The sequence below is a fragment of the Pelovirga sp. genome, from assembly GCF_059864205.1.
The window spans coordinates 1-25814 of the sequence record NZ_JCBCBS010000183.1; the positions used below are offsets into that span (position 1 = coordinate 1).

Genomic DNA, 25814 nt, shown 5'->3' on the forward strand with positions numbered 1-25814 from the left:
CAGGGTCTGTAAGAAACCTCCGTTGAACCCAAAAATGATTGAAAATATCGAATGGCGCAACCCCAGAGACAACGCTAACCTTTACTCGAAGGCCGGGTTGAGGTAAGTAAAATCAAATTACGATAAGTCACGCAAGTTTACGCCGCCTCCGCTTATCTCAAACCGTTGTGCAGCGAACTTCTGAAGGAGTGCATTTAGAATAGTTGGGCGCAAAGGACGCTTGATTCATCTAAGCATCCCGGTTTTCCGAGGGGGCATGTTAGACTTCGAGATCCAGAAACGAACAGGTCAAATATCAGCAGGATTGTTGGTAGAAATTTCTAACACAATATCCCGAAACACCTTGTACCTTTCTTCCAGGTCGCTCTTTTCTAGGTATTCATCCTTACTGTGTAGTTTGCCACCGACAGCGGCCAGTCCACAAAGGGTTGGTATGCCGAAAGGCGAGGCAAAAGAGGCATCGGAGCCTCCGCCAGCAAAGGCCCAATGAACATCTACTCCGTGGCGTTCGCCGATCTTTTCAATCGTTGAGCAGAGTTCTTCGGTTCTGGCGTTGGGAACCATAGGCGGACGCATGATTTTACCCTTCACCTGAACCTTGATCTGCGGGTTGAACGGCCGTTCCACCTTTTCCCTGATAAGGCGCTCTATGCGTTCGCCTTCTTCCAACGCATCAAATCTGGTGTCGATCGCCAGTTCGGCAAAATGCGGAATCGAGTTCTGCGACATCCCGCCGGAAATAATCCCCGGGTTGACGTAGATTCCTTTGTCCTGATCGCAGAATTCGCGCAGAAAAAGCGTCCAGTGGGCCGCCTCGGTAATGGCACACTCCCCTTCAAAGGGATTGTTCCCGGCATGGGCCCCTTTGCCATGGAACTCGATTCGGTATCTGCCGATCCCTTTTCGCTGCTTTACGTATGCCCCGTTGACCCTTGCTGATTCCGCAGAGATGACCGCTTTTGCCTTCTGCGAAAGCTCTTCAATGACAGGCCGAATATGCGGGCAGCTGATTTCGTGTTCGCCGTTATAGAACACAGCTACATTGCCGCTCAGTTGCCCTTTGTCCAGAAGCTCCTTGATAGCGTACCAGGTAAACAGGCATCCGGATTTCATATCCGCCACGCCGGGACCGTACATCCGCGCCTCATCTTCTGAAAACGGCCGCCCTTTCGCTTCGCCTTCCGGGAACACGGTATCCAGGTGGCATAAAATCAATAAATCAAATGCGTTCTTGTCCCCGGAATACGCCAAAAAACTTTTGCCATATTCGGGTGCCGGCTCGAACCAGTCAATGTCCCATCCTATACGAGAAAACCGGTCGGCAAACCACCGGCCAAGCTTATTGACACCTTCTCGGCAATGGGTCCCGCTGTCGATATTGACAAGGAGCTGAATATCAGCCCTAAATCTATCTAATGTAAACATGGCTTCTTCTTTTATAAATGTTCAATTATAGGTGGCAATTATAGTCGAACAAAGGGGGTGATTGCTGCGTTTAAACGTTTGCAGCAGATTTTTTCAGTAGAGGAGGACAGGTTCCTTTGACGCCGACGAGAGCGAGAATCGTTAATAATGTTTTCTGTGGACCTAGATAAGCGACTGTCGGATCAAACCATTCGTTTGTGGTATGAATGTTCCCTGAGGTTCCTCCCCTGCCAATGGAGATGCCGGGGATGCCGAGACTGATCGGTATGTTGGCGTCCGTGCTGCCTGGGTTTCCGAGTTGTGAATTGATGCCGAGCAGTTTTCCTGCCGCATAAGCGGCCTGAACAATCGGTTCGTCCGGCGATTGAAAACCTGCGGGTCGATCACCGAGGAGTTCAATGTCAACTGTTAATTGATCGCTGTTACAGTGTGTGTTTTCCTGAGCGGCAGCAGCTTTGATAATGGACAAAATATCAGAACCCAGCTGTAGCAACTCTTCTCTGCCGTTGGAACGGATGTCGATAAGCATTTCAGCTTGAGCCGCAATGGTATTTACCGATGTGCCTCCGTTGATGGTCCCAACGGTGAAGGTTGTGAGCGGATCCTTGGGAGGGCTTAGGTCTGCTAAAAGAGCGATCGCTCTGCCGGCGGCATGGATGGCGCTTGGTAACCCGAAATTGAGGTAGCTGTGACCTCCGGGGCCCTTGAATGTGACCCGGTAACGGTGGCTTCCTGTGGCCCGATAGGTGATCGACCCTACCCCCGTGCCATCGATGGTAATGAACCCATCGATATCCTTGAAATCATTGAACAACTGCTTGGTTCCCCTAAGATCACCCAGGCCTTCTTCACCGACATTGCCGACAAAGAGAATGTCGCCCAGAAGTTGGATCTGACTCTGTTTCAAGGTTCTGATGATACCGAGAATTTCGGCCAGTCCGCGAGTGTCGTCGGCAATGCCGGGCGCATGAAAGATCCCTTCTTTTTCAACGACTCTGGTATCGGTTCCCGCAGGGAAGACGGTATCCAGGTGAGCGGCAACAACAAGCTTGGGGGCTTCAGCGCAGCCTTTGAGCATGCCTAGGACATTGCCGATGGCATCGAGCCGAGTCTCGTCCAGGCCCAACTCCGTAAAGCGTCGCAGGTAATCTTCGGCCCGCGACTTTTCTTCAAATGTGGGGGCTGAAATAGCGCAGATTTCCTTCTGCTCGTTCAAGGTATGGACATGGTCGGCTTTTATGAACTCAAGCGCGGCATTGACCTCTGGATTAGCGCCCAGATCAGCAAAGGTATCGCGAACGGCCTTTGAAACCTGATATTCATTTTTCTTTGATGCTTTATTTGTCATGCTATCCACCATTTTTGCAAGAGTTGAGGCTGATCATTGTTGTCGGTCTCCGTTCCTGGAATTTGGCTGTTGGAACTGAATGTAGCCCGTGACCAGAGTGACCGGCTACGCTTCCGCCATCGGTATCGCTAGTTGCCCACGCCGCTTCAGACAAAAAAGACACTAACCAGGAGAGTAATGACAATCCCACCCAATACCGGGATTGCAGTTCTCTTGACGATGTCGATTGGTGAACATTGGCCGGCGTCGCTGACCGCAATGATTACTCCCGCAACCGGCGACATGGAGCGCGCCAGACCGGCGGTAAGTTGCATCGGCAGCAACATGCTGACCGCTTCAGCACCGAACTTGGCGGACATGTCGGGAGCGAGGTTGCCGAAGGAAAAGAACGCCGCGTTACCGGAGCCGGTCAGAATCGCAACCGCAGCCACAATTGCGCACAACAGCAACGTCATAATCGTGAAGCCCAGCCCTGCATTTTGCGCCGAAGTGGTCAGGAAACCGACAGCCCCTATGGTTTTAAGACCGGCGGCAAAGGTTTCCGCACAGATAATCAGGGAGACGATACGTGCAAACATATGCCCCATGCCATCGAAAAAGGCCATAACTCCCTTGAAGATGGATTTGAAATCTCTGGTCCGGATCACCTCAAACAGCATGCCGACAAACACGCCGATAATCATCGCGGTAACCACATCTAATTTAATCGAGCTGACCAGCAGCTTGCTGAAGATGAGAATCAGCGTAAGCGGCAGCAGCGGGAGGATTGCGTAAAGTTTCGAGGGGGCTTCGAGCTGCTGACCCTCGGGGGCCGATGACGCGGTTACGTTGGCGACATGCCCTTCCTTATTATCAAAATAGCGGGCAGTAAAATAGGTAAGAACGGAAATGGTAATGATGGAAAATACAGCAACCGGCACCTGATACGAGGCGAAGTAGACCGCAACATCAAGTCCTGCTGTTTTGGCTGCCATGTTCGACGCACCACTTGCCGGGCCGAGATCCAGTACCGCCGTCGTGCCGATCATCGCTGCTGCGGCTTTTCTGCTGACTCCCAATCTCACCAGCGTCGGGTAGAAGGTGACCAGAAGCAGCATCGCCAGCCCGGCAGCACTGGGGATGAATATATTCATAATCTGGCCGACAACATACCCCAGAGCAAGCACGACATAGGGAGCGTGAAATAACTGCAGGGGCTTGATACAGACGGAAACCATGGCATTGGTTGCCCCGATCTCATCCATGTACTTGGCAAAACCGCCGGCCGCCATGATGATAAGCCCCAGACCCGCGGCGCGATAGGACATGGTGTTTTTGACATAGTCAAACAGGTCGAAGCCGATCCAGCCGGTAGACTTCGCATCTTTGAATAAAATGCTTGTTTCAGGGGCGATTAAAACCGTGAGACCAAGCAGCGTTAAGCCGCCCAGAAGAAGGACCGTATGAGGTTGATATTTCTTGATAATCAACCAACCGACGCAGATCGTTACCAGCAAACCAATCAGGAACCCTACCATTGTTATTCTCCTTTGATTAGGGGTGCATGTGAGCACCGATCTCGACCGAAGCACGAGTTAGTCCATTTTTGAAATCACCGGACAGTTATAGCGACAATGCCAATTTGCGACCGCCGCGCTGTTGCTCTCTGAATGAACCGTAACCAGACAAATGATAACAAACTACCAAAATCCATGTTTTTTGGTAAAATATTACCAACTAGCGTCTTTGTCAATATTTTTGTATACACAATCTGCCTACGGGTTACGGCTATGGCATGAGTTGTCCGGCGAGCCGGCCTTCCGGGAGAACCTGCTGAGCGTGAAATGCAAATGCGGGACGAGTCTTTCTCTGGGAATCTTGTCTGGGAATCTCTTCCCATGGGAGAGGGATTTGTATATCATAGGTGCGGAAAATCAGTTGTTCTCTCTAAATGTTAACCCTCCAAAATTAAACAGATATCTGCTCGTCCTGCATTGATGTTCTTTGTCGCGCAAGCCTCTTATATTCCTCGTCTTCTGGAAGAATCGTGCGAGCAAAGAGACCGAAAAAATGAACCAACCAACAGGGGAGGTGATTGCCTCGGTCAGCAATACAGGTCCTGAAGGATCTAAGACTGATCCATTTCTGTTCAATTACCCTCAAGGTGAAATATGGAATCCAAATCGCTGCTGGAAAGAATAAGGGACTTTGAAAAACTGACGCCGAGTGAAGCAAAAATCGCGGAGTATCTGGAGCAGAAATATCCTCAACTCGCTTACGAAACGATTACCACGATCAGTAGCGGCGCTGGAGTGGGCAATGCGACCGTCGGCAGATTCGTGTTGCGATTGGGCTATAAAAACTTTGCCGATTTCATTTCGCTGCTGAGAAATGAATTGGCGCAAAATTTCGAATCCCCCATGGTCCGTTATTTTGGCAGGAGGGAATCGCTAAGTGAAAATGAGGGTGTTCTGGGGCGGCATATTCACCACGCAACAATGAATATGCTGAAAACGAAAGCAAGAATTTCGGATGCTGAGATCATGAATGCCGCGAAAATCCTGACTCAGTCGAAGGGCAATCTTTACGTTTGCGGAAGTGCATCCGGCGCACCTTTAGCAAAGTATTTTTACCTTCTTTCTAAGTACATCCGTAAGAATAGTATTTTACTTAGTCCCGACATTTCAACTCTGACACATCATTTGACTGATGTTGCCGAAGACGACACTTTGCTGATTATCGCTCACAAGCGCCATGCTAAGCCGTCGGTACAGGTAGCCCAATGGTTCAGAAGCTGTAACAGTAAAATAGTTTTTATAACTGACAGAGAGACGAGTCCTCTCGCCAAGATTTCAGATATAAATCTGTTTGTCAGCTCGGAAGGGCCTGCCATGTTCAATAGCAGGGTGGTAACATTACTATTGCTTGAGTCTTTATTAGAAGCGATGATCTTTCTCTCAGGGGAAGAGGTAGAAAACAGGCTCATAAGATTCGAAGAATTGTTCGAAAAACTTGGTGTTTACAGCTTCTAAAGCTTGTTTTTATTGAAATGATTTTTTGCTTGTTGCCTCAGATTCTCAAAATGTTTATGCGTTTGAAAAATCGTAGTATCCCAGGTTAGCGTCTTGTCTTTTTAGCCCACGCATCAAGCGCATGTAGGACTAGAGCATGACTTCCTCTGTTAACACCCCGGCCTTCATCCAGTAATTACTTGGGCTTATTCAAACGTTTTTTATTGCTAGCAACATCACATTCTCAAGTCTATCCTGTTTTCAACAAAAAAAGTCCCAACCTGTCAATCGGCATTGAAAAATGACCACCATCGGCGTCCAATTTTGACCCATCTCAGCGGGTTAGTTTTGGTCGTTTTTCCTGGTTCTGATTCTCCAACTTTCATTCCCAGTTTCGATAATCTCGCAGTGATGTGTCACCCGGTCGAGTAAGGCCGTGGTCATCTTGCCGTCGCCAAAGACCTGGGGCCATTCGCCGAAGGTCAGGTTGGTGGTGATCAACAGCGAGGTTTTCTCGTAGAGCTTTGAGATCAAGTGGAATAGAAGCTGCCCGCCGCTCTTGGAGAACAGCAGGTAGCCAAGTTCGTCCAGCACCACCAGATCGACTCTGCCCGGACTGGCAGCAAGCCTGCCGCCTTTACCGAGCAGTTTCTCCTGCTCAAGCTGATTGACCAGGTCAACCAGATTGAAATAGCGACAGCGTTTGCCACTTCGAACAATCTGCCGGGCGATGGCAATCGCCAGATGGGTTTTGCCGGTTCCGGTGCCGCCGACCAAGATGACATTGCTTTGTGTCGCTAGAAACTGCCCCTCATAAAGGGTTCTCAATTGCGTTTCATTCACCGGTGAAACACTGAAGTCGAGCTGATCAAGGCCCTTTGCCATCGGGAACTTAGCTTGTCCCATCCGATAGCGGATGCTGCGCATTTTGCGTTCGGTTTGCTCAGCATTGAGCAGTTCCAGCAGGATCTTCTCCGGGATCGATTTCTGCCGAGTCCCGTTGACCAGCACTTCATCAAGCACGCTGCGCATGCCGTGCATTTTCAGCTCTTTTAAGGCCGCCAGCAGTTGCTCACGAAGCATCAAAAGCAGCAAAGTTTAAAGCTGGCCAGAAACCCAAGGATGCCGTGAATTAAATCACTGCAGAAATAACAATTTGAAAAGGCCCGCCTGAAAAAATCAGGTTGGGCCTTTTTGGGGTACGGCATGGATGAAACAGATTTTATTGGAAGTGACGCCATCCAGAAAATTAACCAGCCCAACCTGAAATCCCCAGGCTGGGCTGTCTTGCATTTCGTTCTACAAAAGGATCTCGGATCACCTAGAACTTTTCACCCACCAGCGTCAGAGGTTTCCGGGCAAATAGGGGTGGCAATAAGCACATAACCAGATAATCCATTCTTATTGCTGCCGGCAAAGAACATCCTCAGGGGCTTTGAGACAATCAGTGAAACGTGGCTCACCGGCAAAGGGGTGCAGAAAGGCATAATGCCAGGGGCCGATTTCCGGGTCGTCATACATCAGATCATGTGCTCTGATAATGCCGCCCGCACGCGAAAGACGCGTTGGCGGCACACTGACTCCTCCTGCTGGAAAGTAGTAAGCAGCCAGCAAGCGGTCATCTGCATGTGCCAGACCTTGGGCATGCTGTTTTATTTCAATGGCGCTGGTTTCTTCATCAAAGACAAAAAGAACCACCCGATTCTGCTGCGGATCACGAAACTGGGCGTAGTGGGTAATTGTCTCGGTATTTTCCGCCGCTATCTCCAGATGGTTATCGCCGGAACAGGCCACCAGCCATAGAGTCAGGACCAAGCTGATTATTATTCTAGGATAAATCATCTCACCTTTCCTGTGTGTTTATGCTAATCTCGACCCTTGTAAAACCATTAACATACAAAAAATGGAGACCAGCCATGCTCTTTGTCATCCGCTGTATCGACAAAAAAAATCACCTTGCCGTGCGCCAGGAAAACCGTCCGGCTCATGTTGACTACCTGAAAAGTTTCGGCGACAACCTCTTTGCCGCCGGCCCGCTACTTGATAGGGATGAGCAGATGTGCGGCTCGGTGGTCATTCTCGATCTGCCCGACCTTGCGGCAGCGCAAAACTTTGCCGCCGGCGATCCCTACGCCAAGGCCGGGCTGTTCGAGCAGGTGACGATTGATCGCTGGAACAAGGTTCTTCCTTAGCGCCCACCTGATACCTGCTCTCTATATGGCTATCGTTGCCGGAGGTTCCCCTTTCGGTAACAGCCATGAGGTTTCAGTAAAATCAGCAGTGGTAATCTGATCAATGCGACGCTTCATATATTTACCATGGGCCTCGACAGCAACGGTACCATCAGGCAGGTAGAGTTCGCCACTGCCTTCAAACAAACGCCCTTTGTCGGCGTCGATGCGTCCCACCACCTTAAGCTCAAGCTCCAGAGGGACCGGTTTACGGTAACGCACCTGCAGATCAAGGGTCATGCCGAAGGTCTGGTGATCATGATTAATCATAATCGCCCTCCCGATCACTTCATCAAGTACTGTCGCTGAGATACCACCATGGGCGATGCCGGGATAACTCTGGTGCTGATTGTGCAAAGTAAAAAGAGCGATCAACTCCTTCGTTGTGGTTTCAAAAAACTGTGCCCTGATTCCCAGGGCGTTTTCCGTCCCACAAACCAGACATTCACGGGAAATCGGCTGCATTCCGGCAATCTCATAGGTTTTTATCTGCACTTGTGTCACAAAGGCTCCTCACATCGGTTACTCTACCCCGGGTTGATCGAGCTGGGCAAAGGTTTGACGGATTTCAGCAGGTAATGCGGCAGGTTTTTTTGCCTTTGGATCATAGCCAACCATAACGGTTTTGGCCGTGGCAAATTCACGGCCGCCACCGTCATGAAGCAGGTAAGCGAAGGTGAAACTTGAATGTCGGAGTTGTTCAACCTTAAGAGTGATCTGCAGGCTGTCATTCAGGGTGATGGGCAGACGGTAGTCACATTCGGCGCGTACCACCAGAAACAGCAGGGAACTGTCGAGGAACGCGCCGAAATATTCCTGAAACATCTTGACCCGAGCATGTTCCAGATAGGTAAAATAGATGGCGTTATTGACATGGCCATAAGCATCGAGATCGGCAAAACGGATGTCGATTGTGGTCGAAAACTGAAAGGCGGCAGGGTTCATTTTACGACCGGAGCCCTTTCGTTCAGAATATCAAGGATACGGGATCGATATGCCACAACCTCTGTTCTCAGAGACGCCAGGCTGGCAATTTTTTTATCTACTTTGCCGATATGGGTATCGAGAATTTCGAGAAGTTTTGGCGTAATGGTATGAAAATCCTGCTGATTGATATCAAAGTTCTGCGCCAGCTGCTGCATCTCTTTCAGGGTAATCCCCAGTTCTTTTAGTTTGAGAATAAATTTCAGCCGTAAAACATCTTCCCGGCAGTAGGTCCGGGTACCCCCAACCAGCCTTTCCGGTGGGCCCATCAAGCCGATCTCCTCATAGTAGCGGATCGTTCGGGTTGTTATTCCCAACATCCTGGCGAGCTCGCCAATCTGCACTGACTGATTATCATTTTTTTTCACGATAGTAACCTTTACGTTAGTTTTCATCCTTAATAACACTCTCGAATCAGGCTGTCAATCCAAGGCCTGACAGCTGATTCAACAGGTTTTTTAATTGTTGCAATGAAAATATAATGCTGTTATTTTTCTACTTGACCTTTACGTTAAGAACATAAAATCAAAGCACGAGATGTTGCCTCCAGCTCTGGTATATACTCTGTTTTATCTGTATTGAGCAATATCAACCCGCAGTCTTTTTTTGGGGAGCGCCATGGAATATACACGCGAAATCTACTGGAATATCGGCCAGAGCCTGGGCGTCCTGCTCCCCATGTACCTGCTGGCGGTAGCTGCTGTCGCCTTCCTCGGCTATCAGTTCTCACGACGCATCAAGGTCTATCGCCAAGGACAACCCCTGGACCGCTGCGATCAGTGGCCCGCGCGCCTGAAACAGGCGATCCGTGGCACACTGTTACAAACCAGGGTTCTTTACCAACGCCTTCCGGGCACCGCTCATGCCCTGTTTTTCTGGGGCTTTTTACTGTTGTTTATCGGCACTCTATTGATTTTCATCCAGGCCGACCTGACCGATCCCCTGTTTGACGTACGTTTTTTGACCGGTCCCTTCTATCTGTGGTTTTCCCTGATTCTCGATATGGCAGGGCTGGTGGCCATTGTCATGCTCGCAGGGCTATTAATTCGGCGCACCCTGATTCGACCGCCGGGCCTCGACAACATCAACGACGACTGGATCATCCACGGCTTGCTGCTGGCGATCCTCATCAGCGGCTTTATCATCGAGGGCGCGCGCATGGCAGTCACCGAACTGGGCACCCCTCTGGCCCTGTGGTCACCCGTCGGCCTGCTCGTGGCCAACAGCCTTGCCGGTTTTGAGGAGGCGACCCTGCGCAGCCTGCATCAGGTTACCTGGTGGGGACACTTACTGCTGGCGATCCTTTTTATCGCCATTATTCCCCTGACCAAGCTGCGCCACCTGTTTACTACCAGCACCAATTACTTTTTCGCCGATCTCGGCCCCAAGGGGATGTTGGCAGCGATTGACCTTGAAAATGAAGAGACTGAAAGCTACGGTGCCGCAACCATAACCGAACTGACCTGGAAGGATATCTTCGATGCCGATGCCTGCACCAGTTGCAAACGCTGTCAGGATCGCTGTCCGGCGTGGGCAACGGACAAGCCTTTGTCGCCGATGAAACTGGTCAAGCAGGTGGGTGAGATTGCCTTCCAGCAGCCGCAGGCGAATCTGCCGGAGACCCTCGAACGGGACGTCATCTGGTCCTGTACGACATGCCTGGCCTGCCAGGAAAGCTGTCCCGCGGCCATCGAGCATGTCGGTAAAATTGTTGATGTCAGACGCAATCTGGTATTGATGGAAGGAGAATTTCCCGGCGACGAAGTGACAGCGGCCATGGATCAGACCGAGGTCAATGGCAACCCCTTCGGGCTGGCGTTTGCCGGGCGTGGTGACTGGGCACAGGGGTTGCCGGTGGTGGATGCAAACACCGAAAACGCGGATATTCTCTATTTCGTCGGCTGCTATGCTTCTTTTGACAAGCGTAATCAGGCGGTTGCCAAAGCTTTCGTCACCCTCTGCGCCGCCGCCGGAATCAAGGTCGCCATCCTTGGTAAAACGGAAAAATGCTGTGGCGAACCGATGCGCAAGATGGGGAATGAATATCTCTATCAAACCCTGGCGCGGGAAAATATCGAGAACATCGCTGCGACTTCCGCCCAGCAGATCGTCACCACCTGCCCCCACTGTTATAACACCCTGAATAAGGATTATCGCGAATTCGGACTGACTCTGCCGGTGCAGCATTACACCAACTTCCTCGCTGATCTGATCAAAGGCGGTCAGCTGCAACTGCAACCGCAAGAGACCCGTTGCACCTATCATGATTCATGCTATCTGGGACGACATAATGATCTCTACCAGGCGCCCCGCTCTCTGCTAACGGCGGCCGGAGCACAGCTGACCGAGATGGACAAGCATGGACGGGAGTCCTTCTGTTGCGGTGCCGGCGGGGGGCGGATCCTTGCCGATGAAACCATTGGCAGCAGGATCAGCGAAGTACGTGCTGAAATGGCCGCTGCCACCGGAACCGGCACGCTGGTGTCTAGCTGCCCCTTTTGCCTGACCATGTTTGAAGACGGCATCAAGGGGGCAGATTTAAGTGATCAGCTCACACCGCTGGATCTGGCGGAATTACTGGTAAAACGACTGCCTGCTGCGTAGGCAGTCTCGACAAAGGAGTTTATATGATGAATATTCTCGTCTGCATCAAACAGGTTCCCGACATGGAATCCCGCTTCAAGGTCAACGCTGCAGGGAACTGGTATGAGGATACCGATCTTGCCTGGCGCATGAATGAATACGATGAGTACGCGGTGGAACAGGCGGTACAGCTCAAAGAACAGGTCGGCGCGGCTGAGCTGACGGTGCTCTGTATCGGTCCGGAACGGGTCAAGGAAACCATGAAGAAAGCTCTCGCCATGGGGGCGGATAAGGGGATGCATATCCTTGACACCGACAGTCATCAGCGTGACCCCATGACCATCGCTGCTGTGATTGCCGACTATGCCCGCCAACACAACTTTGACCTGATCTTTACCGGAATGCAATCCCAGGATCGCGGTAGCGCCCAGGTAGGTGTTCTGGTTGCCGAAATGCTCGGCATTCCAAGCCTGACCACCCTGGTAGAATTCAGCTATGCTGATGGAACAATTTCCGCTAAACGCGAGCTGGAGGGAGGCTCCAGGGCTCTGGTCAGTTGCAACACTCCGGCGCTGGTGACCTGTCAGTTGGGTCTGAACAAACCACGCTACCCGACCCTGCCGAACATCATGAAAGCCAAGAAAAAAGAGTTGCTGACTGCTCCCCTTGCCGACTTCAGTACGCCGGAACTGCAACAGCAAACCGTCGCCGTCTTTTTACCGGAAAAACGCGGCGGCGGCCTGATCCTTGAGGGAGATCCGGCAGAACTGGCGGATCAACTGCTCAAGATCATTAAAGATAAAACCACGGTTCTGGCATAAGGAGACCACGATGAAAATACTTCTGGTTGGTGAATATCGAGATGGTAAAACCCTGGGAACCTGTGCCGAACTGATTGAGTTCGCTGCCCGCCTGGGCGGCGAAGCAACCATGTTTCTGGTGGGCTCAAAAGACGCCCTGCCCAACTTTTCCGGAACCTTGTACCTGGCTGACAGCACCGGCGCTGGTGAGTTCAATCCCGATGGTCACAAAAAACTGTTACTGGAGGTGATTGCCAAAGAACAGCCGCAGCTGGTCGTTTTTCCCCACTCGTCCTACGGCTGGGATCTGGCCCCTCGTATCGCCCTGGCCCTCAAGGCCGCCCAGGTTTCCGAAGTGGTTGATCTGACAGAGGATACTCTGATCGTTCCCTGCTGTAACAGCAAACTGCGACGCCAGGTGAAAGTCAAAACGGCCCTGACCGTAGTCACCCTGCAGGCCGGCGCATTTACCCCTCAGGACCAGCCATCCGCAACGCCGCACGTCATTGAACTACCGGATGCGGAACCGGGAACGATCAGCTTCAATGGCTACGAAGCCGCCGCCGCAGGTGGTGTCGATTTGTCAAAGGCCAAAGTGATCGTCAGCGCCGGCAGGGGCATTGGCAAGCCGGAAAACTTAAGTATGATCGACGCTCTGGCTAAAGCCCTTAACGGTGAATATGCCGCCAGCCGCCCCGTAGTTGATGCTGAATGGGCTGAGCACAGTCGCCAGGTTGGCACCACCGGCCAAACGGTCGCACCAAAGCTTTACATTGCCTGCGGCATTTCCGGGGCGATCCAGCACCTGGCGGGGATGAAAAAGTCGGAGTTTGTCATCGCCATCAACACCGACAAGGACGCGCCGATTGGTGAGGTTGCCGACGTCCTCGCGGTTGCTGATCTGAAACAACTGGTGCCGCTACTGACGGCAAAAATTGCCGGCGGTTGAATGAAAGAAAAATGCTTTTTAAGAAAAGGGGGCATCCGTGACGGTTGAAGCAATCTTTGCCGAACTACCGAACAATTATCAAACCGGTATGATCACAGAACCGGTCAGCATCTATTTTTCCATCGACGACATCAAGAGAACGGTCTGGTTAAACCCGACGGAATGCCGCGTTGATTCAGGCCGGACTACCGACCATGCCGACTGTGTCTGCAAAACCGGTGCTGTTTTTTTTCTCAAGGTCTGGAACAACGGTTACCAACCAGGTCTCAAGGATTTTCTCAGTGGTGATATAAAAGCCAATCAACCGGATATCCTGCAGCTTTTTCTGAAGACATTCGGCAAAGGCTGAGTTGCTTCCAGCTACTGCACCAAGAGGGTTGTCCGGGAAACTTCCGGTCAGCCCCCTTGGTGTTTGAATCAATCTGCTTAATTACCGACGTTAATGCTGTTCGCTGTCGTTGTACTGACGTGCCCGACGCAGGGTGCGAATAAGCGGCACAAATGCTGATACGGCCACCAGTCCCCATAGCACCAGTACCAGCGGTGAGGCAAACAACACTCCCCAATCGCCGTTGGACAACGACAGGGCCCGGCGCAAGCTGGTCTCCATCATCGGCCCGAGAACCAGTGCCAAAATCACCGGTGCTAACGGAAAATCGGTCTTGCGCATCAAGTAACCGAGCAGACCGAAGCCGGTCATCAGCATCAGGTCGGTCATCGAACTACTGGCGGCATAGATGGCACCGTAGCTGATCATCGCCACCCCCGGCACCAGGATATAACGCGGGATCAGCAGTACCTTGACGAACAGACCGACCAGGGGAAGGTTAAGAACCAACAGCATGATATTGCCGATGTACATTGAGGCAATCAGGGTCCAGAACATATCTGCATGCTGGACAATGAACAAGGGGCCGGGATTGAGGTTAAGGGCCAGCAAGGCGCCGAGGATCACCGCCGTGGTCCCACTGCCTGGAACACCGAGGGTCAACATCGGAATGAGGGCACCGGAAACCGCAGCATTATTGGCAGATTCGGGGGCCGCCACCGCCCGGATATCTCCCGTCCCGAAGGTTCCCTTTTTATCCACCAACCGCTGCTCGGTGGCGTAGGCCATAAAACTGGCGATCGTTGCTCCTGCTCCAGGCAAAACCCCAATCAAGAAACCAGTAACGGCAGAACGAATCATCCCCCACCAACAAGAAAGAAACTCCTTGAGGGTCACCATCACCCGCCCCAGTTTGGTATTTACCTCACCAGCAGTCTGGGTCTGTTCAATCAGCAGAAACACTTCGGAAATGGCAAACAGGCCGATAGTCACCACGGCAAAATCGAGCCCATCGTAAAAAGCCAGATGGCCGAAAGTATAGCGGGGAATCCCGGTACCGCCGTCGATACCAATGGTCGCCAGCATCAGGCCGATACCGGTAGCGAGCAACCCCTTGATAAACTGCTTACCCGACAGGGCCGAAAGCATGGTAAAGGTAAAAAGAATCAGAACAAAATATTCGGCCGGACCGAAACGAATCGCCCACTTTGACAGCACCGGGGCTAAAAACATCAAACCAATAACGGCAACGGTTCCGCCGACAAAGGACGCAATAGCGGAGATAGCCAAAGCCGGACCGGCCCGCCCACTCTTAGCCATGGGGTGACCATCAAGAGCCGTGGCAACCGAAGACGGTGTCCCCGGCACATTGAGCAGAATGGTGCTGATGGAGTTGCCGTACTGGGCGCCGTAATAAATTCCGGCAAACAGAATCAGCATAGCAGTCGGATCGATCCCCAGGGCAAAAGTGATGGGAATCAGGATTGCGATGCCATTGATCGGACCAATACCGGGGAGCATACCGATGACGGTACCGGCCGTAACGCCAAGAAAAACCACCAGCAGGTTAATGGGAATCAACGCACCGGAAAACCCCTGCATGAGTGACTGAAAAGCATCCATCACAACAACTCCTCAAAGAGGGCCCCGAGGGGCAGGTACATATCCAGGGCCCAGACAAACAGAAAATACAAAATCAGCGATGCTACAACTCCGGCAATAATCGTTTTCCACCAACGGGCGCCATAAAGCATCCCGTAGACAATAAACACACCCATCGTCGCAATGAGAAACCCGACAAATTCGATCACCAGCGCGTACACCACCAGCACCGACAGGGCAAGAAAAACCACCCGCCAGGCTCGCGCACTGGGCCAGGCCCCGGCGACATGGCGGCCAAAAAACAGCACCAGGGTCAAGGGCAGCATAAACAGAGCAACGGCCAGAGGGAAAACCCGTGCGCCCAGGTGGTCGGTAAATCCAATCGGCACATAAGCCCAGGCCTGAAAACCGAACAACAGTGCCAGTACCAGCAGCATGACAGCAACAATACGATCGCTCATGATCCCGCTCTTTTCTCGAATCAAGCAGTTATCGGGCCCAACCAAAGGGGGTTGGGCCCGATAAATCAACAATGCAGGCTACTGCCCCATGCGGGCAAACAGTTTTTCCAGCGATTTGACCTGGTTCAGAACAAACTCATCCATTTCCGTTCCGGTCCGCTCAAAAGCGGCGAGTCCATTCTGCTCACGCAGGGTTTTGAACTTCTCGGATGCCGCCAGCTTTTTCATGGCATCACTCCAGTAGGCATATTGCTCATCTGAAACGCCGGCAGGCAGGTAAAACCCACGCCAGTTGGCACCGATGACGTCGTAGCCAAGCTCTTTAGCTGTCGGCACATCGGCCAACACACCTGGCAGACGGGCATCACCAAGGACCGCAAGCACCTTGAGACTGCCAGCTTCAAGCTGAGTCAGACTTTCACTGACGTCGCCGGTGAAGACATCGGCACGACCGCCCATAATCTCGATAATCGCCGGACCGCCGCTGCTGAAACTGGTATAACGCACGGCCTTAAGGTTCTCAACGCCTGCGGCGTCCGCCAGCATCAGCATTTTCAGATGATCCCAGCCACCGACGGCTGAACCACCGACGAAGCTCATTCCGGCGGGATTGTCTTTAAGAGCTGCAACCAGATCATCCAGGGTCTTAAAACGACTGTTGGGGGATACGGCAACGATACCATAATCGGCACCCAGAGCCGCGAGCCAGCGCACATCATCGGCATCAAAGCCCTGGAACATTTTCTGCGCCAGGCGGGTCGTTGTTGCCGTCGATGCGGCTACCAGCAGATTGGCATTGCCCTTTTGCTGACCAACCACATGAGCGTAAGCGACACCACCTCCGGCACCCGGCATATTCTGGGTACGGATGCGACCTTTCACCAGATCAAGATCGGAAAGAATCGGCGCCATATTGCGGCAGGTGAAATCCCATCCACCGCCTGGGTCGGAAGGCGCAATACACAGAACATTGCGTGGTTCGAAGGCCATAGCCGACTGCTGAACAAACAAAAAAGCACATACCAGAGCAAAAACTTTAAGCATTTTCATGATGATCTCCTTTAAGCAGGGTTGTGGAGGGAAAAACACCAACCAAAAAACAGCGTTTGATTTTAATAAGTATTCTACCCCCTGATGCACGCCTGTAAAGAAATCTGCCATAATGGTTTTTTGTTTCATAAGGGCTATTCTGTTCATTTTGTTCATGTCAGAATAATGCAACCGTCCGCAACGCATTCCTGCTGTTGTCAAAGGATCACTATTTACCGTGCGACAATTATTACCCCAGCTCTTTTCCAGCCTGCAAAGCCGCATGATCCTGCTGGTTTGTCTGCTGGTGTTACCACTGACGCTGATCACCGGCGGCTTGCACACCCTGATGATCGGCGCAGTACTTGAGGATGAAATCGGCAAGCGAGCACTGCAGTCCGCCCGCGTTATTGCCCAATTGCCCCAGGTGAAAGAACAGCTTAGCACCGGCGACCCCCAGGGAATTCTGCAATCACTGGCGGAAGAGTTACGGCTGGAAACCGGTGCTGAGTTTATTGTCATCGGTAATCGTGACGGCATCCGTTTTTCTCACCCCTTGCCGGATCGCCTCGGCAAGGAGATGGTGGGTGGTGACAACGAACGTGCACTGGTGCTGGGGGAGTTTTATGTTTCGCGCGCCATCGGCACCCTCGGCCCGTCAATCCGCGGAAAAGCCCCGGTAGTTGCTCAGTCGGGTGAAATTATCGGTATTGTTTCCGTGGGTTATCTCCTTGATGATGTCGAACAGGTGGTTCTCAAACAGCGGCTACGCGCCGCAAGCCTGATCGGCCTGTTGCTATTGCTGGGCATTATCGGTGCCATTACCATCGCCCGCCGCTTCAAGAAAGCCATTTTTGATCTGGAACCGGAGCAGATTGCCCATCTTTTTACTGAACGCGATACCATCATCCAATCAATCCGCGAAGGGATTGTTGCCATTGATCGCGATGCCAGGGTAACGGTTGTCAACCAACAGGCTTTGGAAATCCTCGGCAAGAAGGACAAACAGGATGTGCTGCAGCGCCACATTCGTGACGTTCTACCAGGAGCCAAACTGAGCAAAATACTCGACGGCGGAGAACAACGGATCGACCAGGAACTGATCGTAGGCAACCGTGCCCTGATTATCAATACGGTACCCATGATTGAACAAGGTGTCATTTGCGGAGCCGTAGCCAGTTTCAGAAGCAAGGACGAGATCGACACCCTGGCCCGTCAACTCTCCCAGGTCAAGGAATACTCCCAGATGCTGCGCGCCCAGACCCATGAATATTCCAACAAACTGCATACCATCGCCGGGCTCATCCAGATCGGCCATGCCCAGCAGGCACTGGAACTCATCAGCCACGAGTCTGCCGGCTATCAGGGGCTTATCGCCTTTCTCGCCCGGGCCGTTCCCCATCCGATTCTCGCAGCTTTTTTAATCGGCAAATATAATCACGCCAAAGAGCTGCATATTGACTTCTTCATCGATCCGGAAAGCCAGTTGATCGATGTACCTGCAACCTTGAACCGGGAAAAAACCATTACCGTCATCGGTAATCTCATCGACAATGCTTTCGACGCGGCATTGAATGGCAATCGCCCGCCACAGGTCAAACTGACCATGACTGATATCGGCAACGATCTGGTTTTCGAGATAGAAGATTCCGGCAGCGGCATAGCTGCTGATCTGTCTGAAAAAATATTTGTCCAGGGATACACTACCAAGGGATCTGACAGAGGTCAGGGTTTGCACCTGGTGAATTTAGCCCTGACCGACCTGAATGGGGAAATCACTATTTCCGACAGTGAACTGGGTGGCGCCATGTTCAGTGTCTTTATTCCTAAAGCAAAGGATACTCATTGATGAAGCTACAGATTCTGATTGTTGATGATGATCCCCAGATTGCTGCAATCCATCAACATTTTGCCGAAAAAAGCGCTGGATTCAACGTCTGTGGAATCGCCGGCAATCTTGAAGATGCGGAAAAGATGAGTGCGATCTTAAAGCCTGATCTGATTCTCCTCGATCTTCATTTTCCTGAAGGAAAAGGCACCGAAATTCTCTGGAATCTGCGTGCCCGCCATCAGGCCACTGATGTTATTCTCATCACCGCCGCCAAGGAACTTGAGCCTCTGCAGGAAGCGATTCGCGGGGGTGTTTTTGACTATATTCTCAAGCCGGTCATGTTCCAGCGTTTTCACGAAGCCCTTGAACGTTTCCGTGAACACCGCCTGCGCATGGCGGCTGAGGCAGCCCTTGACCAGAGTACTGTCGATCAACTTCTCCATCCCTACAAGACGACTCCCCCAGGTGAGCCCCAATATCCCAAAGGAATCGACGCCCTGACGCTAAAGAACATACAGACCGTCTTTGTTCAACCCCACCCCCAGGGCTTAAGTGCTGAAGAGGTCGCTGTGATCATCGGTGCCAGCCGCACCACCGCCAGGCGCTATCTGGAATATCTCACGGCACATAACGAGCTGTCCGCCGAACTGATCTACGGCAGCGTTGGTCGGCCGGAACGTCGCTACTTCAGCAAAAAAAACCATCCTCCACCCTGAGCCGACGGCTGTCTTACGAACAACGTTTGGCTAAATCCCTTTGACAAAACAGGAGCCTCCCCCCATGATGGTGTGCCGTCTTTGTTGTCATGTCTGCGGGAGTGCCGCTTATGATTTCGCTCATTCTGATTCTTGTCAGTGCCGTTTTCGTCAACAACTTTGTCCTCGCGCGTTTTCTTGGCATCTGCCCGTTTCTCGGTGTTTCCAAAAAAGTTGAAACATCCATCGGCATGGGGATGGCGGTCATCTTTGTTATGGCGGTCGCTTCTGTTGTCACCTGGTTCATTCAATACTTTATCCTTGCCCCCTTTAACCTCGATTATCTACAGACCATCGCTTTTATTCTGGTGATCGCCTCACTGGTGCAACTGGTAGAGATGGTTATCCAGAAAACCAGCCCGGTCCTCTATCAATCGTTGGGAATCTTTCTGCCGCTGATCACTACCAATTGTGCCGTTCTCGGTGTCGCTGTTCTCAATATCCAGAATTCCTACTCGTTTATTGAATCGCTGGTATTTGCCATCGGTGCCGGGATTGGTTTTACCCTGGCCATGGTGTTGTTTGCCGGGCTACGCGAACGCATCGACCTGTGTCCTGTTCCTGATGCCTTTCGCGGCACTGCCATCGCCCTGATTACTGCCGGGCTCTTATCCCTGGCGTTTATGGGATTTGCGGGACTGGTAAAAATGTGATGTAACTATTCACTACTGTCCTTGCGCAGGGTCGGGGTTCCTGTGGCAAGGGTGTTTGTCGCCATGGCTGGCGACAACAAGCGGTCATGGATGACGAACAGCGTCCATTGACATAGGATCCCCGAGCCGGTTCTGAACAGATACAATGTGATGACGAAAGGGACAATCTGATGCTCACTGCCGTCGCCTGCCTGGGTGGCATCGGCCTGGTCGCCGCCACCGCCCTGGGGATCGCCGCCAAAAAATTTGCCGTAGCGGTTGACCCCAAGGAAGCTGCCATTCTCGCCGCTTTGCCGGGGGCCAACTGCGGTGCCTGCGGCGAACCAGGCTGTTCCGGCTACGCCCGGGCGGTGGCCGAAGGGCGACTGGCGCCTAATCTTTGCCCGCCGGGAGGGCAGCAGACAGCAGAAGCGCTGGCAGCCATTCTGGGCGTCAAGGTCAGGGTAAAAGATCCGGCGGTCGCTGTTGTCATCTGTCAGGGGGGGGACGAACTGGCGCAGCAAAAGTATCATTACCTGGGGATGGCAGATTGTAATGCCGCGCAAAAGCTGGCCGGTGGTCCCAAATCCTGTCCCGCTGGCTGCCTGGGTCTCGGTTCCTGCGTACGTGCCTGCCTTTTTGCGGCCATCACTATCACCCCGGATCATCGCGCCGTTATCGATCGCGCAAAATGCACCGGCTGTGAACAGTGCCTCAAGGTCTGTCCACGCCAGGTCATTATCATGGCTCCTAAAGCGGTAACGACCCACGTATTGTGCAACAGTCATGATAAAGGGGCCGAGGTGAGAAAATACTGTCAGATCGGCTGCATCGCCTGCAACATCTGTAAAAAGATCAGCTCGGAGGCATATCTCATTGAAAACTTTCTTGCCCGGGTCAATTACGCCCAGGCTGGACAAGCCGTAGCGGCCATCGCCAAATGCCCGATGAAGTGCATCCGCGATCTGGCTGACAACAATGAATCTGCCGGCGCTGTCGCAGAAGCAGAAACCCCTGCGGCATAAAGTTCAACATGTTTTAACAACCACAAACTAGAAGCGTAAAACCATGCGCCTACCTACATTTCCCGGCGGGATCCACCCTCCAGACAACAAAGCTACCACCGCCGCCAAGGCGATTGTCGCCTGCCCGCTGCCGGAGGAGCTGATTGTCCCTATGTTGCAACATATTGGTGCGCCGGCAGAGTGCTGTGTCACGGTAGGTCAGCATGTCGCCAAGGGAGAACTGATTGGTACTGCCGTCGCTCCGGTATCGGTGCCGATTCACGCACCGACCTCCGGCGAGGTGAGCGCCATTGAACCGCGGCTCCATCCGGTTGGGCGCTATCTGCCTGCGGTCGTCATCCGTCCGGACGGGTCAGACCGCTGGCATGATGATCTACAGGGAAGCGATCCGAACTGCTTGAACCCGGACGAACTACGTCAGTTGTTGCAGCAGGCCGGCATCGTTGGCCTCGGTGGAGCCACCTTCCCCACCCATATCAAGTTATCACCGCCCCCTGATCGCTCTATCGACACCTTGATTATTAATGGCGCGGAGTGCGAGCCCTACCTGACCGGCGATCATCGGCTGATGCTCGAAGAAGGCCCCAACATTGTCGATGGCATTCTCATCCTGCGCCGCATTCTCGGCGTTAAGCGAGTGATTTTCGGCATCGAAAACAATAAACCGGACGCCATCGCCGCCATGAGCAAGCTGTGCGCCGCCAGCCCGATCAAAGTTCAGCCGCTACCGGTCAAATACCCGCAAGGCGCAGAGAAACAGTTGATCGAAGCCCTCACCGGGCGTCAGGTTCCCAGTGGCAAGCTGCCGATGGACTGTGGTGCCATCGTTCAGAATGTCGGAACCGCCGCAGCGGTCAGCGCTGCCATACGCCAGGGGCGACCCCTGGTCGAACGGATCACCACCGTGACTGGTCCGGGGATACGGACACCGCAAAATCTCAGGGTCGCCATCGGTACCCCTTTGTCTCACCTGATCGAACAATGCGGCGGTCTCAGTGATGAGCCGGGTAAAATTATCCTCGGTGGGCCAATGATGGGCAACGCCCAGATGTCCCTGGCTGTTCCCGTTATTCGCGGCACCTCCGGGCTGCTGGTCCTGCGCCGACAAGATGTTTCCCTTGCAAAGCCTGGCCCCTGCATACGGTGTGGACGCTGCGTCAGTGTGTGTCCGATTCATCTGCAGCCGACGGTAATCGCCCTGTGTGCGCGCCTCGGCCTGGTAGAAATGGCCGATACATACAACGCCCTTGATTGCATTGAATGTGGCTGCTGTACCTACAACTGTCCGGCCACCCTGCCGCTGGTTCAATCAATCCGTGAAATCAAGGGGTCGGTCATGGAACATAAAAGGAAGCATTGACGTGGATAAAGCCCTCTATCTTTCGTCCTCGCCCCATATCCACAGCGGACTGACCACCGCCGGGATCATGCGCCTGGTGATCTACGCCCTGCTGCCGGCGGTCGCCGTTGCCATCGTGTTTTTTGGCCTGCCGGCACTCAAGGTCATGCTGATCTGCACCCTGGGGTGTGTTGCTTGCGAAGCCCTGTGCTGCAAACTGATGAAGCAACCTCTCTCGATTCGCGACAGTTCGGCCGCCCTGACCGGGATCCTTCTAGCCCTCAACTTGCCCGCATCCAGCCCCTGGTGGATGGCCCTGTTGGGTTCTGCCATTGCTATTGTCATCGGTAAAATGATCTTTGGTGGTCTTGGCTATAACCCCTTTAATCCCGCCCTGGTGGCGCGCGTTGTCCTGCTCATTTCTTTTCCCGTCCAGATGACCAGCTGGACCGCACCGACCCCTTTAAGTATGGGATTTGATGCGGTCAGCAGCGCCACCCCCTTAGGTGAAATGAAATCGGCAGTGATGCTTACCGGCCAACTGCCCGAGATGGCTACCAGCGGCTTTGACCGCTACTTTTACGGTCTGATGGCGGGGAGCCTGGGGGAAGTCTCGGCGCTGGTGCTGCTCCTTGGTGGTCTGTTTCTCCTCTGGAAAAAGATCATCACCTGGCATATTCCGGTCAGTTTCATCGGCAGTGTTGTTGTCATCGCCGGCGTTTTCTGGCTGACGGATCCGACGCGCTACCCCAGCCCGCTGTTCCACCTTTTGACCGGCGGCCTGATGCTGGGCGTCTTTTTCATGGCCACCGATATGGTGACCTCCCCCATTACCGCGAAGGGAATGCTGATTTTTGGCTGCGGCTGCGGTTTGTTGACCGTACTGATCCGCCTGTTCGGCGGCTACCCCGAGGGGGTTTCTTTCGCCATTCTGCTGATGAATGCGGCAACTCCGCTGATTGATCGCTATACCAGAGCTGAGATTTATGGCGGTCATCACCATGACCGTGGAGGGGTGCAATGAACGAATTCCCGCGCCTGCTCATTGCCCTGACCCTTATCGCCGTCATTGCCGGCGCCATTCTGGCGACGGTTGAAAGCGTGACCCGCGAACCGATTGCTGAGCAACGCCGGCTACAGATGCTGCGGGCCTTAAGTGCCGTTCTGCCGGCATTTGATAACAGTCCCGATAGCGACACCCTGACCATCACCACCGGCAGCGATCGCCAGGGAAGAGAAGTCGAGACGATTTTTTACCGCGGACGTAACGAGGAGCAACTGGTCGGCACCGCCTTCCGCGTTATGGCACCAGACGGCTATAGCGGTAACATCGCGGTGATGGTCGGCATCCGCCCCGACCACAGTGTCCATGCGATTGAAATTCTCACCCACGCCGAAACTCCGGGACTGGGGGATAAAATCAGCGCCCCCTGGTACAAGGCACTGTTTATCGATAAAACCCTGGAAGGAAGTGACTGGCGGGTTAAAAAAGACGGCGGTGAGTTTGACCAACTGACCGGCGCCACCATCTCCGCCCGCGCGGTGGTCGGGGCGGTGCGAACCGGCCTGGAACTTTACCGTGAGCATGAGGATAAAATCATCGCACAGGGGGATAATCCATGAGCCTGGCAACTGATTTCAAACGCGGCATCTGGAAGGAAAATGCGGTTTTTAAACTGCTGCTGGGGTTGTGTCCGGTGCTGGCGGTTACCACCAGCGCTGAAAACGGCCTTGGCATGGGGCTGGCCACCACCTTTGTCCTGGTCTGCTCCAATGCCGTCGTTGCCCTGTTCCGCCATCTGATCCCCGCCAAGGTCAGGATTCCCTGTTTTATCCTGATCATCGCCTCCTTTGTCACCGTCGTCCAACTGGCGATGGAGGCTTATGCTTATGATCTGTTTCTGGCGCTGGGGATCTTTATCCCGCTGATCGTCTGCAACTGTCTGATTTTAGGCCGCGCCGAAGCCTTTGCCTCCAAACATCCGGTCAGTCATGCTGTTGCCGACGGCCTGGGTATGGGGGCAGGCTTTACCCTGGTGCTCTTTGTCCTCGGCGGAATCCGTGAACTGATCGGCGCCGGGGCGTTTCTTGGTTTCTCGGTGTTCGGTGCCGGTTACCAGCCGGTTCTGCTGATGATCCTGCCGCCTGGGGCGTTTATTACCCTGGGGCTGCTGCTGGCGCTGATGAACAAGGTGGAGAAGCGCTAGGGGATGGGTTTACTCGTCTGATTTTCCGGTGCGGATGGTGACAGGGGACTGGCTCCGTAAGGTGCCTGTCCCCCTACGGCTCCCCCCTACTCATTTGGCAAGAAAGGTGAAATTTAGAGTGGCTGCTAACGCCTGCCATCACCGGTGACAAAACCGCAGCAAAGCGGAGGGCTTGGCATCCGGTGCAGGGCCTGGTTATGCAGCATGTAGCGGCTTTATACGATCCACTTCTTCCTTGACCGACTGAGCCGCATTCCAAAGATCAACAGATCGCTGCGCATTCAGCCAGAATTCCGGAGAATTACCAAACAAACGGGCTAGCCGAAGCGCCATTTCAGGACTAACAGCACGCCGCTCACGCAATAACTCGTTAACTGACTGACGAGAGACACCCAAAGATCCGGCCAGCCCCGAAACGGTCAGACCATAGTCCGGCAGATAATCCTCTCTCAGCATTTCACCCGGATGAGTCGGCTTACGCTTCATGCTGACTGTGTTAGGAATAGCCATAATCATCACCTCTCTTTAGTGGTAGTCACACACTTCGACTTCATACGCATCGCCATTTTCAAAACGAAAACAGATACGCCACTGATCATTAATTGAAATTGCATGCTGCCCCTGCCTGTTTCCCGATAGTGGGTAAAGGCGATTGCCGGGCGGCACTTTCAAGTCCTCCAAATGTTCAGCCAGATTAACGTATTCAAGCTTCCTGGCAGCTCTTGATGCGACATCCACAGGAAACTTCTTTGCCTTACCGTTGGAGTACAGCTCTTGAGTTCGCTTATCTGCGAAAGATTTAATCATATGACAAATCGTATTGCGTCACGTGACGCTTGTCAATCAGGTTTGAAAATAACTGCATAACGGTTCATGATTACCGGCGGCGACGCGAGATTGCGTGACCCACCGCAATTTGGTCCTGCTTTTGGGAAAAGCAGCTCGCTCATTCCGTCCGGTTGATTAAATTGTTGATGGCGTCGCCATCCTATGACTTTTTGCGAGTGCATCAATTGTTAGTTGCCCTTCAGTGAAGCTAGTGCTAACATTTGTGCACACACTAATTGCGGGAGCAACCTATGGATACCAGAATTCAATTTCGTGTTGACGAGGAAACAAAACGCTTAGCCCAGCAAATGGCTGAAACCCAAGGTCGCACCCTTAGTGACGCTTGCCGTGAACTAACTGAGCAGCTTGCCGAGCAACAACGCAAGGCCTTGTCTCATGATACTTGGCTTACCGAACAAATAAACCTTGCGTTCGACAAGCTTGATTCCGGCAAGGCTGTGTTCGTC

At 52.9% G+C, this 25814-nt stretch carries 28 protein-coding genes; 15 read left to right on the forward strand and 13 right to left on the reverse strand.

Annotated features, from left to right (window positions below):
* Positions 1–288: 288 nt before the first annotated feature.
* The 3 genes from AC6F7T_RS11545 to dcuC all read right to left on the reverse strand — a co-directional run bounded on the left by AC6F7T_RS11545 (position 289) and on the right by dcuC (position 4290).
* A complete protein-coding gene (locus AC6F7T_RS11545; protein WP_500718997.1) occupies positions 289–1425 on the reverse strand; it encodes a M20/M25/M40 family metallo-hydrolase in 1137 nt (378 codons plus the stop codon).
* A 70-nt stretch (positions 1426–1495) separates the two neighbouring features.
* Positions 1496–2773 (reverse strand): M20/M25/M40 family metallo-hydrolase, encoded by a 1278-nt coding sequence (locus tag AC6F7T_RS11550; RefSeq protein ID WP_500718999.1) that lies wholly within the window; start codon positions 2771–2773, stop codon positions 1496–1498.
* Between the two features lie 146 nt (positions 2774–2919).
* Positions 2920–4290: a C4-dicarboxylate transporter DcuC gene (gene dcuC / locus AC6F7T_RS11555; RefSeq protein ID WP_500719000.1), complete on the reverse strand. Its 1371-nt coding sequence runs from the start codon at positions 4288–4290 to the stop codon at positions 2920–2922.
* A 633-nt stretch (positions 4291–4923) separates the two neighbouring features.
* On the opposite strand from dcuC, the gene AC6F7T_RS11560 reads away from it, so the two are divergent.
* Positions 4924–5784 (forward strand): SIS domain-containing protein, encoded by an 861-nt coding sequence (locus AC6F7T_RS11560; protein ID WP_500719002.1) that lies wholly within the window; start codon positions 4924–4926, stop codon positions 5782–5784.
* Positions 5785–6105: 321 nt separating this feature from the next.
* Here the strand turns inward: AC6F7T_RS11560 and istB are convergent, their stop codons facing one another.
* Both istB and AC6F7T_RS11570 read right to left on the reverse strand, forming a co-directional pair.
* On the reverse strand, positions 6106–6846 hold the full coding sequence (gene istB, locus AC6F7T_RS11565) for an IS21-like element helper ATPase IstB (RefSeq protein WP_500719004.1): 741 nt from the start codon (positions 6844–6846) through the stop codon (positions 6106–6108).
* A 318-nt stretch (positions 6847–7164) separates the two neighbouring features.
* Entirely contained in the window at positions 7165–7605 is a 441-nt protein-coding gene (locus AC6F7T_RS11570) for a hypothetical protein (RefSeq protein WP_500719006.1), read from the reverse strand.
* 74 nt (positions 7606–7679) lie between these two features.
* Here AC6F7T_RS11570 and AC6F7T_RS11575 point away from each other — a divergent pair, with 74 nt between their 5' ends.
* A complete protein-coding gene (locus AC6F7T_RS11575; RefSeq protein ID WP_500719008.1) occupies positions 7680–7955 on the forward strand; it encodes a YciI family protein in 276 nt (91 codons plus the stop codon).
* A gap of 21 nt (positions 7956–7976) precedes the next feature.
* On the opposite strand, the gene AC6F7T_RS11580 is transcribed toward AC6F7T_RS11575, so the two are convergent.
* From AC6F7T_RS11580 to AC6F7T_RS11590, 3 genes are read right to left on the reverse strand one after another with little or no spacing between them, the layout of a single operon-like run.
* Positions 7977–8498: a hotdog domain-containing protein gene (locus AC6F7T_RS11580; RefSeq protein ID WP_500719010.1), complete on the reverse strand. Its 522-nt coding sequence runs from the start codon at positions 8496–8498 to the stop codon at positions 7977–7979.
* Positions 8499–8516: 18 nt separating this feature from the next.
* On the reverse strand, positions 8517–8939 hold the full coding sequence (locus AC6F7T_RS11585) for a YbgC/FadM family acyl-CoA thioesterase (protein WP_500719012.1): 423 nt from the start codon (positions 8937–8939) through the stop codon (positions 8517–8519).
* On the reverse strand, positions 8936–9346 hold the full coding sequence (locus AC6F7T_RS11590; protein ID WP_500719014.1) for a MerR family transcriptional regulator: 411 nt from the start codon (positions 9344–9346) through the stop codon (positions 8936–8938). The genes AC6F7T_RS11585 and AC6F7T_RS11590 overlap by 4 nt, the downstream gene beginning before the upstream one ends.
* Positions 9347–9596: 250 nt before the next feature.
* Between AC6F7T_RS11590 and AC6F7T_RS11595 the strand changes: the two genes are divergently transcribed.
* From AC6F7T_RS11595 to AC6F7T_RS11610, 4 genes are read left to right on the forward strand one after another with little or no spacing between them, the layout of a single operon-like run.
* The gene (locus AC6F7T_RS11595) at positions 9597–11582 is read left to right on the forward strand and encodes a heterodisulfide reductase-related iron-sulfur binding cluster (protein ID WP_500719016.1); all 1986 of its coding nucleotides are present in this window, start codon (positions 9597–9599) and stop codon (positions 11580–11582) included.
* A gap of 26 nt (positions 11583–11608) precedes the next feature.
* Positions 11609–12382 carry an electron transfer flavoprotein subunit beta/FixA family protein gene (locus AC6F7T_RS11600; protein ID WP_500719047.1) on the forward strand — a complete coding sequence of 258 codons (774 nt, stop codon included), beginning with the start codon at positions 11609–11611 and terminating at the stop codon, positions 12380–12382.
* A gap of 10 nt (positions 12383–12392) precedes the next feature.
* Positions 12393–13310: an FAD-binding protein gene (locus tag AC6F7T_RS11605; RefSeq protein ID WP_500719018.1), complete on the forward strand. Its 918-nt coding sequence runs from the start codon at positions 12393–12395 to the stop codon at positions 13308–13310.
* Positions 13311–13347: 37 nt separating this feature from the next.
* Entirely contained in the window at positions 13348–13659 is a 312-nt protein-coding gene (locus AC6F7T_RS11610) for a hypothetical protein (protein ID WP_500719020.1), read from the forward strand.
* Between the two features lie 90 nt (positions 13660–13749).
* Here the strand turns inward: AC6F7T_RS11610 and AC6F7T_RS11615 are convergent, their stop codons facing one another.
* The 3 genes from AC6F7T_RS11615 to AC6F7T_RS11625 all read right to left on the reverse strand — a co-directional run bounded on the left by AC6F7T_RS11615 (position 13750) and on the right by AC6F7T_RS11625 (position 16751).
* The gene (locus AC6F7T_RS11615) at positions 13750–15261 is read right to left on the reverse strand and encodes a tripartite tricarboxylate transporter permease (protein ID WP_500719049.1); all 1512 of its coding nucleotides are present in this window, start codon (positions 15259–15261) and stop codon (positions 13750–13752) included.
* On the reverse strand, positions 15261–15701 hold the full coding sequence (locus AC6F7T_RS11620; RefSeq protein WP_500719022.1) for a tripartite tricarboxylate transporter TctB family protein: 441 nt from the start codon (positions 15699–15701) through the stop codon (positions 15261–15263). The genes AC6F7T_RS11615 and AC6F7T_RS11620 overlap by 1 nt, the downstream gene beginning before the upstream one ends.
* A gap of 78 nt (positions 15702–15779) precedes the next feature.
* Entirely contained in the window at positions 15780–16751 is a 972-nt protein-coding gene (locus AC6F7T_RS11625; RefSeq protein ID WP_500719024.1) for a tripartite tricarboxylate transporter substrate-binding protein, read from the reverse strand.
* 217 nt (positions 16752–16968) lie between these two features.
* On the opposite strand from AC6F7T_RS11625, the gene AC6F7T_RS11630 reads away from it, so the two are divergent.
* From AC6F7T_RS11630 to rsxE, 8 genes are all read left to right on the forward strand, one after another.
* Positions 16969–18579: an ATP-binding protein gene (locus AC6F7T_RS11630; protein ID WP_500719026.1), complete on the forward strand. Its 1611-nt coding sequence runs from the start codon at positions 16969–16971 to the stop codon at positions 18577–18579.
* Positions 18579–19277: a response regulator gene (locus tag AC6F7T_RS11635; protein WP_500719028.1), complete on the forward strand. Its 699-nt coding sequence runs from the start codon at positions 18579–18581 to the stop codon at positions 19275–19277. The genes AC6F7T_RS11630 and AC6F7T_RS11635 overlap by 1 nt, the downstream gene beginning before the upstream one ends.
* Positions 19278–19387: 110 nt before the next feature.
* Positions 19388–19969, forward strand: coding sequence for an electron transport complex subunit RsxA (rsxA, locus tag AC6F7T_RS11640; protein ID WP_500719030.1), 582 nt, complete (start codon positions 19388–19390; stop codon positions 19967–19969).
* A 170-nt stretch (positions 19970–20139) separates the two neighbouring features.
* Positions 20140–20973: an RnfABCDGE type electron transport complex subunit B gene (locus AC6F7T_RS11645; protein ID WP_500719032.1), complete on the forward strand. Its 834-nt coding sequence runs from the start codon at positions 20140–20142 to the stop codon at positions 20971–20973.
* A 43-nt stretch (positions 20974–21016) separates the two neighbouring features.
* A complete protein-coding gene (gene rsxC / locus AC6F7T_RS11650) occupies positions 21017–22333 on the forward strand; it encodes an electron transport complex subunit RsxC (protein WP_500719034.1) in 1317 nt (438 codons plus the stop codon).
* 1 nt (position 22334) lies between these two features.
* Complete coding sequence (locus AC6F7T_RS11655; protein WP_500719035.1) at positions 22335–23336, forward strand: RnfABCDGE type electron transport complex subunit D; 1002 nt, start codon at positions 22335–22337, stop codon at positions 23334–23336.
* The gene (locus tag AC6F7T_RS11660) at positions 23333–23935 is read left to right on the forward strand and encodes an RnfABCDGE type electron transport complex subunit G (RefSeq protein ID WP_500719037.1); all 603 of its coding nucleotides are present in this window, start codon (positions 23333–23335) and stop codon (positions 23933–23935) included. Before AC6F7T_RS11655 ends, AC6F7T_RS11660 begins: the two co-directional genes overlap by 4 nt.
* Positions 23932–24519, forward strand: coding sequence for an electron transport complex subunit RsxE (rsxE, locus tag AC6F7T_RS11665; RefSeq protein WP_500719039.1), 588 nt, complete (start codon positions 23932–23934; stop codon positions 24517–24519). Before AC6F7T_RS11660 ends, rsxE begins: the two co-directional genes overlap by 4 nt.
* A 195-nt stretch (positions 24520–24714) precedes the next feature.
* Here the strand turns inward: rsxE and AC6F7T_RS11670 are convergent, their stop codons facing one another.
* Positions 24715–25035, reverse strand: coding sequence for a HigA family addiction module antitoxin (locus AC6F7T_RS11670; protein ID WP_500719041.1), 321 nt, complete (start codon positions 25033–25035; stop codon positions 24715–24717).
* A gap of 9 nt (positions 25036–25044) precedes the next feature.
* Entirely contained in the window at positions 25045–25326 is a 282-nt protein-coding gene (locus AC6F7T_RS11675; RefSeq protein WP_500719043.1) for a type II toxin-antitoxin system RelE/ParE family toxin, read from the reverse strand.
* A 272-nt stretch (positions 25327–25598) separates the two neighbouring features.
* Here AC6F7T_RS11675 and AC6F7T_RS11680 point away from each other — a divergent pair.
* Positions 25599–25814: type II toxin-antitoxin system RelB/DinJ family antitoxin (locus AC6F7T_RS11680; protein WP_500719045.1), on the forward strand; the 216-nt coding region annotated here is incomplete at its 3' end.

What these genes read in the sequence shown, in the direction of transcription:
- AC6F7T_RS11545 (WP_500718997.1), bottom strand. Translation starts at nt 1,425, where the DNA reads ATGTTTACATTAGATAGATTTAGGGCTGATATTCAGCTCCTTGTCAAT.
- AC6F7T_RS11550 (WP_500718999.1), bottom strand. Translation starts at nt 2,773, where the DNA reads ATGACAAATAAAGCATCAAAGAAAAATGAATATCAGGTTTCAAAGGCC.
- dcuC (WP_500719000.1), bottom strand. Translation starts at nt 4,290, where the DNA reads ATGGTAGGGTTCCTGATTGGTTTGCTGGTAACGATCTGCGTCGGTTGG.
- AC6F7T_RS11560 (WP_500719002.1), top strand. Translation starts at nt 4,924, where the DNA reads ATGGAATCCAAATCGCTGCTGGAAAGAATAAGGGACTTTGAAAAACTG.
- istB (WP_500719004.1), bottom strand. Translation starts at nt 6,846, where the DNA reads ATGCTTCGTGAGCAACTGCTGGCGGCCTTAAAAGAGCTGAAAATGCAC.
- AC6F7T_RS11570 (WP_500719006.1), bottom strand. Translation starts at nt 7,605, where the DNA reads ATGATTTATCCTAGAATAATAATCAGCTTGGTCCTGACTCTATGGCTG.
- AC6F7T_RS11575 (WP_500719008.1), top strand. Translation starts at nt 7,680, where the DNA reads ATGCTCTTTGTCATCCGCTGTATCGACAAAAAAAATCACCTTGCCGTG.
- AC6F7T_RS11585 (WP_500719012.1), bottom strand. Translation starts at nt 8,939, where the DNA reads ATGAACCCTGCCGCCTTTCAGTTTTCGACCACAATCGACATCCGTTTT.
- AC6F7T_RS11595 (WP_500719016.1), top strand. Translation starts at nt 9,597, where the DNA reads ATGGAATATACACGCGAAATCTACTGGAATATCGGCCAGAGCCTGGGC.
- AC6F7T_RS11600 (WP_500719047.1), top strand. Translation starts at nt 11,609, where the DNA reads ATGAATATTCTCGTCTGCATCAAACAGGTTCCCGACATGGAATCCCGC.
- AC6F7T_RS11605 (WP_500719018.1), top strand. Translation starts at nt 12,393, where the DNA reads ATGAAAATACTTCTGGTTGGTGAATATCGAGATGGTAAAACCCTGGGA.
- AC6F7T_RS11615 (WP_500719049.1), bottom strand. Translation starts at nt 15,261, where the DNA reads ATGGATGCTTTTCAGTCACTCATGCAGGGGTTTTCCGGTGCGTTGATT.
- AC6F7T_RS11620 (WP_500719022.1), bottom strand. Translation starts at nt 15,701, where the DNA reads ATGAGCGATCGTATTGTTGCTGTCATGCTGCTGGTACTGGCACTGTTG.
- AC6F7T_RS11625 (WP_500719024.1), bottom strand. Translation starts at nt 16,751, where the DNA reads ATGAAAATGCTTAAAGTTTTTGCTCTGGTATGTGCTTTTTTGTTTGTT.
- AC6F7T_RS11635 (WP_500719028.1), top strand. Translation starts at nt 18,579, where the DNA reads ATGAAGCTACAGATTCTGATTGTTGATGATGATCCCCAGATTGCTGCA.
- rsxA (WP_500719030.1), top strand. Translation starts at nt 19,388, where the DNA reads ATGATTTCGCTCATTCTGATTCTTGTCAGTGCCGTTTTCGTCAACAAC.
- AC6F7T_RS11645 (WP_500719032.1), top strand. Translation starts at nt 20,140, where the DNA reads ATGCTCACTGCCGTCGCCTGCCTGGGTGGCATCGGCCTGGTCGCCGCC.
- rsxC (WP_500719034.1), top strand. Translation starts at nt 21,017, where the DNA reads ATGCGCCTACCTACATTTCCCGGCGGGATCCACCCTCCAGACAACAAA.
- AC6F7T_RS11660 (WP_500719037.1), top strand. Translation starts at nt 23,333, where the DNA reads ATGAACGAATTCCCGCGCCTGCTCATTGCCCTGACCCTTATCGCCGTC.
- rsxE (WP_500719039.1), top strand. Translation starts at nt 23,932, where the DNA reads ATGAGCCTGGCAACTGATTTCAAACGCGGCATCTGGAAGGAAAATGCG.
- AC6F7T_RS11670 (WP_500719041.1), bottom strand. Translation starts at nt 25,035, where the DNA reads ATGATTATGGCTATTCCTAACACAGTCAGCATGAAGCGTAAGCCGACT.
- AC6F7T_RS11675 (WP_500719043.1), bottom strand. Translation starts at nt 25,326, where the DNA reads ATGATTAAATCTTTCGCAGATAAGCGAACTCAAGAGCTGTACTCCAAC.